Raw genomic sequence first — 3,142 nt, forward strand, 5'->3', positions numbered from 1 at the left:
GTTCATGCTTCCACTTCTCTAATACAAATGGACCGTTATATATGAGATTACTAGGTTCCAATGCATAATTCTCTCCTTGTTCTTTTAAAAATGATTCGTGCTGTGGTAAGTATATAGGTAACGCTAACAACTGTAAAAAATACGGAATTGGCTGTTCTAGTTCCACTTCTAACTTATAATCATTTATAACTTTAACCCCAAGTTCATCAAGAGGCATTGTTCCCTTATTTATCTCTTTCGCATTTTTCACGTAAAAGAGCATATACGCATATTGAGACGCTGTTTCATGACTTACCGCCCGTCTCCACGCAAACATAAAATCATTGGCTGTTACACTGTCTCCATTTGACCATTTTGCATCTTTACGCAAATCAAATGTATATTTTTTACCATCTTCACTTCTTTCAAACGATTTTGCTACTGCTGGAATAGGCTGATCTTGATCATCTAATACATATAACCCTTCAAATATGTTTTGCATAACGTGCGCTGATGTACCATCCATCGTTTTTGTAGTATCAAGAGAAGGAATTTCTTCTGATACCGTTACATTTAATACTTGTTTTTTTGCCTCTGTGTCACTTTTATTCGCTTTATTATTACAAGCTGCTAATAATAAAGTTGTAACAAGTGCCATTACTATTAAATGGCTCTTTTTTCGCTTCATGAGTTGTTCTCCTTAAGTATAAAATATTATAAAGCGTTATATATTATAGCAGAAATACTAACAGAAAGATGCGACATTCTTTTGAATATTTATTCGTTCAAGAAAAAAGCTATCCTTTTAAAAAAGGATAGCTTTCTCAACTGATATATAATTACCTATCTTTGTAAACCTCGTTTATAACGACTTGCTTCAAATATAATACGCTCTTCATCTAATGTTTTACATTCACCATTCCAAACGACACGTTTACCATTAATAATTACATCGCTTATATCTTTTCCACTAGCTGCATACACAAGATGTGATAACACTTCATCTGCCGGTTGTAAATGCGGCTTATTAGATGGATCAATCGTAATAAAATCAGCACACTTTCCAACCTCAAGTGAGCCCGTTTGTTTCATCCCGATTACTTCAGCAGCTCCTTTAGTCGCAAGTGTAAGAGCTGTTTCAACTGGTAACGCTGTTGCATCTTGATGAATACCTTTTTGTAATAATGTTGCAATGCGCATTTCTTCAAACATATCTAAATTGTTGTTAGACGCCACACTATCTGTTGCAATTCCTACTTTTATTCCTGCTTCTAGCATCGCTTTTACATTCGCTATACCAGAACCTAGTTTTAAATTACTATTTGGGTTATGAGCTACTCGAACATTATGTTCTGCTAAAAATGCACGCTCATTTTCATTTAATACTACACCGTGTGCAATAACTGTTGGGCGTTTAAACAATCCGCAACTTGCTGCATATTCTACTGGACGCTTCCCATACTGTGCTTCAATATCACGTACTTCACGCTCTGTTTCAGAAAGATGAATATGAACCATCGTTTGATTTTCTACTGCAATACGAGCACACTCTTCTAACAGTTCTGTGGAACATGTATATGGACTATGCGGTGCAACCATCGTAGTTAACATACCACTTTCGTTATAGTAACGCTTCACATATTTCTCAGCTTCTTCAATTGCTTTCTTTTCATCGTCTTTCGTTCCGAAACTAAATAAAGTTCTTGAAACAGCAGCACGCATTCCACTCCTTGATACCGTTTCCATAATTGCATCTTGGTCTACTCCAATAGGATTAAACATATCAGAGAATGATGTTGTACCACTTTTCACCATTTCAAGTAATCCTAATTCCGTGCTAGCGACCGCAAGCTCTGGCGTAAACTGACTTTCAAGTGGCCAAATTCTCGTCTCAAGCCATGGCTGCAATAACATATCATCGCCAATACCTCTTAAGAGACTCATTACAACATGTGTATGTGTATTGACAAGCCCTGGTAAAACCCACTTTCCTTTCATGTCAATTACTTCATCTACTTCAAAATCGTTAGCGAATTCTCCGCTATTTATATCTATAATTTGATCATTTTCTACAATGATATATCCATTTTCTATCACTTCATTTTGTTCATTCATCGTTGCAATTGTAGCGTTTACATAAGTTGTTTTCAAAAGTATTTCCCCTTTCAACTCTATGAAGTTCCCTTTAATAAGTTACCACCATTATAGTAACTCATTAAAGATTAAGAGTCAAAAGATAATTTTAATTCTTTCATTACCTTTTCCTTCAAAATGTCATATTGTATTTCATTCGTATCTGCAAATGCTTCTTCACGGCTCGACTTCACGTCCATATAGTTTAATTTTTCATGAAATTGAGTCCAAGTAAAATCATGCCTTTTCCCATCCACTGTATTGTAAAAATGCCACACTTCTCCTACTTTCGTCTTTTTTATCTCTCCCCCGCATAATTCTTGAATAATAAGGGCCGTTACACCACATTGTCCCTTTGCCGGGTTTTCGCTCGTCCACTTAGAACTCGTTTCTATTCACCAAGATTTTATTAACGCTTCATATATTGGTTTTGTCTTTTTATTATCCATTCTCAGCTTCCCCTGACATTGGTAGTTTTACACACCATATTGTAAAAGAGGTAAAAGGCGATTTTTAAAAATCATTACTATTTGTAACACCGTTCAATATATTGAACGGTGTTACAAATGATTTAATTCACCTTTGCTCCATAACATCTCGCAACTGCAACCGCCTGCGCTATATCTAATTTCACGTTTTTTAAATCAAAAGCTTTAAAATCAACTCTATCAACTACAGCTCCTCTTAAATCCGCCCCACTAAGTTTCACCTTACCTAATTGTGCGCCCGTTAAATCCGCTTCACGCAAATCTGCTTTTTCTAAATTACATTCATATAGGTCAGCTTCAATTAAACGAATACCCTTTAACATTTGTTTACTTAAGTTCGCAAACCTTAAATTCGTATATGACCAATCGCCTGATATAATTGTTATTCCGTCTAAATTCGCCTCTTCGAAATCCGAACCAGTCATTTTACATTCTTCAAACTTAGATACAAATAAATTCGCACCAAAAAACCTACAATTAGCAAACGTAGTTCCTTGATGGATAGAAGCATTAAAAAGAGTACCAGTAAAATCACATTCTAT

At 35.4% G+C, this 3,142-nt stretch carries 4 protein-coding genes; all 4 read right to left on the reverse strand.

Going from position 1 to position 3,142, the window contains the following annotated elements:
• Positions 1–667 (reverse strand): peptide ABC transporter substrate-binding protein (locus AB3X49_RS20175; RefSeq protein ID WP_367964335.1); only part of this gene is annotated, 667 nt, incomplete at its 3' end.
• Between the two features lie 155 nt (positions 668–822).
• Positions 823–2,148 (reverse strand): bifunctional S-methyl-5'-thioadenosine deaminase/S-adenosylhomocysteine deaminase, encoded by a 1,326-nt coding sequence (locus AB3X49_RS20180; RefSeq protein WP_367964337.1) that lies wholly within the window; start codon positions 2,146–2,148, stop codon positions 823–825.
• Between the two features lie 53 nt (positions 2,149–2,201).
• On the reverse strand, positions 2,202–2,507 hold the full coding sequence (locus AB3X49_RS20185) for a YunG family protein (RefSeq protein ID WP_367964341.1): 306 nt from the start codon (positions 2,505–2,507) through the stop codon (positions 2,202–2,204).
• A gap of 176 nt (positions 2,508–2,683) precedes the next feature.
• Positions 2,684–3,142: pentapeptide repeat-containing protein (locus tag AB3X49_RS20190; RefSeq protein ID WP_367964339.1), on the reverse strand; the 459-nt coding region annotated here is incomplete at its 5' end.

The organism is Bacillus sp. C30 (assembly GCF_040838255.1).
Lineage (GTDB): Bacteria > Bacillota > Bacilli > Bacillales > Bacillaceae_G > Bacillus_A > Bacillus_A mycoides.